General features: G+C 70.0%; 2 protein-coding genes. Both read left to right on the top strand.

What is annotated here, in order from left to right:
- On the top strand, window positions 1–5,585 hold a 5,585-nt coding region (locus tag ACFY9I_RS42010; RefSeq protein WP_391012676.1), incomplete at its 5' end, for an amino acid adenylation domain-containing protein.
- A 38-nt stretch (window positions 5,586–5,623) separates the two neighbouring features.
- Window positions 5,624–6,291, top strand: a 668-nt coding sequence (locus ACFY9I_RS42005; RefSeq protein ID WP_391012673.1) for an AMP-binding protein, incomplete at its 3' end; no start/stop codon positions are given.

The following is a 6,291-nucleotide window of genomic DNA, read 5'->3' as shown; positions in this document are numbered from 1 at the left end:
TGGCCCGGCTCACTTCCACGGGCGAGTACGAGTACCGGGGCCGCAAGGACGACCAGGTCAAGATCCGCGGCTTCCGCATCGAACTCGGCGAGATCCGCTCCGCGCTGACCGACGTTCCCGGCGTACGCCAGGCCGCCGTCATCGCCGCCGCACCGAAGACACCGGCGAGCCCGGTGGTGAAGGAACGGTTCGTGTCCGGCGAGATCACCCACATCCGGGACCTGGTCAGGGGCGGCGACCGGCCTCGCGCCGGAACCGCGGACAGCACGCCCCGCATCGTCGCCTACATCGTCGCAGGGGACGACCTCGACCCGGACCAGCTCTTCGCCCACCTCCGGCACCGCCTGCCGCACTACATGATCCCCGCCTTCGTCGTCCCGGTCGACGCCCTTCCCGTCAACCACAACGGCAAGATCGACAAGGCCGCGCTGCCCACCCCGACGGTGGCCGGCAGCCTCCGGGAGAGCACCCCGCCCGCCCTTCCCGGTGACGACGCGTCGGATACCGGCGCCGAATCCACCGTCCGTGCGATCGTCGCTCTCTACGAGGACGTTCTGGGCGTCCAGGGAGTGACCGGGAACGACTCCTTCTTCAGCGTGGGCGGCGACTCCATTCTGGCGCTCAAGCTGCGCGCGAACGCCGAGAAGCGCGGCATGACCCTGGACCTCGCCGACATCTACGCGCTGCAGACGCCGAAGGCCCTCGCCGCCGTCGCCGATCAGTCGCCGACCGCCGAGGAACCCGTCGCACCGTTCAGCCTGCTCACCCCCGAGGACCTGGAACGGATCTCGGCCACCTCGGGGATCGAGGACGCCTACCCCGTGGGGACCCTGCAGGCCGGTCTTCTCTTCCACAGTGCCTACCTCACCGACGTCAACATGTACTGCGACGTGTTCTCGTTCCGGCTCAAGGACGCCTACGACCACGCCGCCATGGAACGGGCCATCGCCCGGACCGTGGACCGCCACGACATCCTCCGCACCTCCTTCGACCTCACCGGCTACTCCGAGCCGCTGCAACTGGTGCACCGGACCGCCACCGTCGAACTGACCGCCACCGACCTGAAGCACCTTCCGGCCGAGGAGCAGGAAGCGGAGCTTCAGGCGTGGCACGCCCGCGAGGAACGCGTCCGCTACGACTGGGCGAAACCGCCGCTCTCCCGGTTCCACACCCATGTCCTGGGCGAGCAGGAATTCCTGTTCTCCATGAGCTTCCACGACTCCCTGCTCGACGGGTGGAGCGAAGCCTCACTGATGACCGAACTCCTCAGCGACTACTGGGCCATCAAGCACGGACAGGAGAAGGAGACCGCTCCCCGCACCGCGCGCCGCTACGCCGACTTCATCGCCCTGGAGCAACGGACGCTGGGCGACCCGGACGTCCGGACCTTCTGGGCCGCCGAACTGGAGGGCGTGGAGCCGACGCTCATGCCGCGACTGGTCGACGGAGCCCTGGACGTCCACGAGGGAACGATGGGCTTCCTCAGCGTGGACATCCCCCCGGAACTCTCGGACGGCCTCGACCAGGTGGCCCGGTCCTGCGGAGTCACCGTCCGCCATGTGCTGATCGCCGCCCATGCCCGGGCGGTCTCCACGCTGACCGGGCGCGACGACGTCGTCCTGTCGGTCATGTCCAACGGCCGCTCCGAGGACGACGGCGGCACGGAGGTCTTCGGCCTGCACCTCAACATGGTTCCCTACCGGCTGCACAGCGGGGCCATGCCCTGGAACGACCTGATCCGCGCGGCCCTGGAGAAGGAAACGGCGCTGCTGCCGGTGCGGCGCTACCCCCTCGCGGAGATCCAGCGGCTGGTCGGGATACGGGAGCTGACCGACATCAGCTTCAACTACACCCACTTCCACGCCTACCAGCGGCTCGCGGCGGCCACCGACCTGGAGGTCCTGGACGCCAAGGCGTACATCCACACCAATTACACGCTCCGCGCCGAGTTCAACCGGGACCCCTTCAGCGGACTGCTCGCCCTGGACCTGGAAGGGAACCTGGAACGGGTCTCCGAGCAGCAGCTACGACGGATCGCGCGGCTGTACCGCAGCGTGCTGGAGAGCATCGTGGCCGGGGCGCACCGGGTGCCCACCCGGCGCGAACTGCTGGGCGAGGAGGAGTGGCGGGAGCTGCTGGCCGGTTTCGGTGACCCCACGCCACAACCCCTGTCCGCGGACGGCTGGTTCCAGGTGTTCGAGCAGGCCGTCGCCGCACACCCGGAGAAGATCGCCGCCGTGTGCGGCGAACAGACCCTCGACTACCGGGAGTTGGCCGACCGGGTCGGGGGACTGGCCACCCGGCTGATCGAACTGGGAGCGGGGCCCGGTACGGTGATCGGTCTGGGCGCGGGCCGCGACCTCGACTTCCTGACCGCTGCCATGGCCGTCATGCGCACCGGCGCGGTGTATCTGCCCCTGCCGGGCGGCCCCGTCCGGCGCGTCGCCAGCATGCTGCGCACCAGCGAGGCCACCCTGCTGCTCAGTGGTGAGACCTTCACCGAGACGCTGACCGCCGCAGCCGTCGAGGCGGCCGGCGAAGCCTCTCCGATCCCCGTGCTCGACCTGCGGACGGTGCTCGCCGAGGCCGTGGGCCTTGAGCCGTACGCCGGCCCGGTGCCGTCCGGGCGGGACAGCGCCTACGTCACCTTCACCTCCGGATCCACCGGAGAACCGAAGGGCGCGCTGATCCGGCACGACGGAATGCTCAACCACATCGAGGCCAAGGTCGAAGCGCTCGACATCGCCGCCGGTGACCTGGTGTCGCAGGACGCCGCCGCCACCTTCGACATCTCGGTGTGGCAGATGCTGGCGCCGCTCGGTGTCGGCGGGGCCACGGTGATCTACCCGGATGCCGTCAGCCAGGACCCGCCCCGGCTGCTGCGCGCACTCGCCGAGGACGGCGTCACGATCCTGGAGGTCTCACCGTCGGTCCTCAGCGTGATCAACGCGGAACTCACCTACTACGGCGTGGACGCCTTCCCCGGCCTCGCACTGCGCTGGGTCGTCTGCGCCGGCGAGGCACTGGCGCCCAAGACCGTCAACACCTTCCGTCGGCTCCTGCCCAAGGTGCGCTTTCTCAACATGTGGGGAGCCACCGAACTCTCCGACGACGTCACGCACTACGAGGTCGTCGAGGATGTCGACGAGCGGATCGCCTCGGTCCAGCTCGGCCGGCCGATCCGCAACAGCGCCGTCTACGTCCTCGACGACAACCGGGAACCGGTTCCCGTCGGAACCCCGGGAGAGCTGTACGTGGGCGGCCTCGTCGTCGGCGCCGGCTACCTCAACGACCCCGAGCGCACCGCCAAGTCGTTCGTGCCCGACCCGTTCGCCGACGACCCCCGGGTTCTGGCGTACCGCACCGGCGACCGCGCCCGCCAACTCGCCGACGGCGGCTACGAGTTCCTCGGCCGCATCGACAGCCAGCTGAAGATCCGCGGCCAGCGGGTCGAACTCGGCGAGATCGAGGCCGCCCTGGCCGGACTCGACGACCTCCAGGAGAGCGCGGTCCTCGCCCGCACCTTCGACGAGGGTCGCGGCAAACAACTCGTGGCCTTCTACGTGCCCGAGGTCGCCGAAGGCACGGCGGGCGACGGCGCTCCTCCGACGCAGGACGCGCCGGTGCTCCGCCTGGACGTCGCCCCGTCCGACGTCCGTGACCGCCTGGCCAAGGTGCTGCCTCGCTATGCCGTCCCGGACTTCCTCATACGCCTGGACGAACTCCCGCGCAACACCAACGGGAAGGTCGACACCAAGGTGCTCGCCACCTGGGACGTCGGCTCGCTGGTCACGGCGCCGACGGAGCAGACGGAAGAACCCGCCACGCCCACCGAGGCCGCGGTGTGCGACACCTGGGCGTCCGTCCTTCGTCTGGAGCACCGCCCCGGCGCGACCACGGACTTCTTCGACCTCGGCGGACACTCGCTGCACGCCACCCAGGTGATGGCCCGGCTGCGCGACCGGTTCGGCGTGGACCTCCCGCTGCGCACGCTTTTCGAGAACCCGACACCCCGCGCGCTGGCGGCCCTCTACGAGGCCGGCACCGACATGGACCGGCCCGCCTCCCTCGGCGCCGTCACGATCCCCCGGCGGCCGGAGGGCACGGTGGAGCTTCCGCTCGCCGGCAACCAGGCCAGCCTGTGGTTCCTCAGCCAGGTCGACCCCGACGACCGCTCCTACGAGGGCGTCTCCCTGCTGCGCCTCTCCGGCCGCGTCGACGTCGACTCCCTCCGGTATGCGGTGGACACCCTCGTGGACCGTCACGAGACCCTCTCCGTCCGCTTCGTCGTCAGGGACGGCGTCCCCCATCAGGCTCCGTCGCCCGAGGCACGAGTCCGCCTTGAGGTGGAGGAAGTGACCGCCGACATCACGGACTTCGCGGCGCGGAAGAACTACGTCTGGCAGCGTGCCGCCGATCGCCGCTACGACCTGGAGAGCGGGCCGCTGGCGGTGATCCGGCTGTACACCTTCTCCGCCACCGAGCACATCCTGGAGTGGAGCAGCCACCATGTGATTTCCGACGGCTGGTCGATCGACGTCGCCGTCAGGGAGATCACCGAGGCGTACCTGGCCCACCAGGAGGGACGCCCGCCGCGGCTGCCCGAACTCACCGTCCAGTACGGCGACTACGCGGTCTGGCAGCAGGAGCGCCTGGAGTCCTCCGCAGACCAGGAGCGCGCCTTCTGGCGCTCCTACCTGGACGGCTACCCGGGAGAACTCCCTCTGGTGACCGACCACGAACGCACCCAGGACCGCTCACGCACCCCCGGATACGTCACCCGGACATGGGACGAGGACGCCACCCGGCGCCTCGCCGACCTCACCCGGGCGCGGCGTACCACCCTCTTCATGCTCGTCCAGGCGGCCACCGCGGTCGTCATGGCACGCTTCGCCCAGCAGTCCGACGTGGTGCTCGGCACCGGCGTGGCCGGCCGCGCCGTCCCCGGCACGGAGCACCTGCTCGGTTTCTTCACCAACACCCTGCCCTGCCGCTACCAGGTGGACCCGGACCACACCGCGACCGACCTCCTCGAATCCGTCACGGCGAGTGCGCTGACCGCTCTGGAGCACCAGCTGACGCCCTTCCAGGAGATCGTCAGAACGGCGGACGTGGCCCGTCGGCCCGGCCTGCCTCCGCTGGTCCAGGTGATCGTCACCGTGGACAACTACCCGATGGAACTGCGGCAGTTGCCGGGACTGACCGCCACCCTGGAGCAGATGCCCCCGCAGACCAGCCTGTTCGACCTGCTCTTCCGCTTCCTGGAAGGGGACCGACTGCGCCTCGACGTCCAGTACGACTCCACCCTCTTCACCGAAGCCACCGTGGAGCGACTGGTCGACGCCGTCGCCAGGGTCCTCGACGTCTTCCTGGACGAGCCGGACCGGAGCCTGGGGACAGTACCGCTGGCCACCGCGGAGGAACGCGCGGAACTCACCCGGATCTGGGCCGAACTCAGTGGCGACCGGCTGGACTTCGGCAACACGGCGGAGGCGGCCACGGTGGCCGACTCCCCGCACTGGCCGGACTTCGTCGACAGGGCGGAGGCACAGGGACTTCTGCCGTCGTTGCTGCTCAGCCTCTGACCTGCCGGACGCGCGTGACGCAAGCGAAGGATGAATCGATGAAGAAGGACCGTTCGGAACTGCTCCGGCGGCGCGTCGCGCTGCGCGGCCGGCCAAGCGCCCCGCAGCCCCTTTCGGCGACCGGCACCGCACGCCCCGACTCCCTCGCGGACCGGGCCGGTCATCTGACGGAGGCGTTCGCCTCGGCAGCGGCCCGGTTCCCGGACCGGGTCGCTGTCCAGGACGAGGAGCGGAGCTGGACGTACCATCAACTAGACGCGAAAGCACGCCAGTTGGCGGTAGCGTTGGGCGCGGTTGCGTCAGATCCGGGGCAGCCGGTGGGCATTCTCCTGGAGCGGTCTGCGTGGATGGTGGCGGCGGCGCTCGCGGTGACGCGCACGGGATCGTCGTATGTGCCCCTGGATCCGCAGACGCCGCGTGCCCGTCTGGAGCTGATCGTCGAGGACGCGGAGCCCGCAGCCGTGATCACCTCCCGGTCCCTCGCCGGACAAGTACCCGACGGTGTGCCTGCGGTGTTCGTGGACGATCCGCTGCCGGAGCCCGCCGCGGAGGAGGAACCCGGCGTCGCCATCGGCCGGGACACACGGGCGTACATCATCTTCACCTCCGGTACCACGGGCCGGCCGAAGGGCGTGCAGGTCTCTCACGGCAATGTGCTGAGTCTGCTGGCCGCGTGCGAGGAGGGGTACGACTTCGGTCCCGAGGA

Origin of the sequence: Streptomyces sp. NPDC012510, assembly GCF_042955065.1 — a bacterium.
Classification (GTDB): Bacteria; Actinomycetota; Actinomycetes; order Streptomycetales; family Streptomycetaceae; genus Streptomyces.
This window is presented reverse-complemented; position numbering and strand designations above follow the sequence as displayed.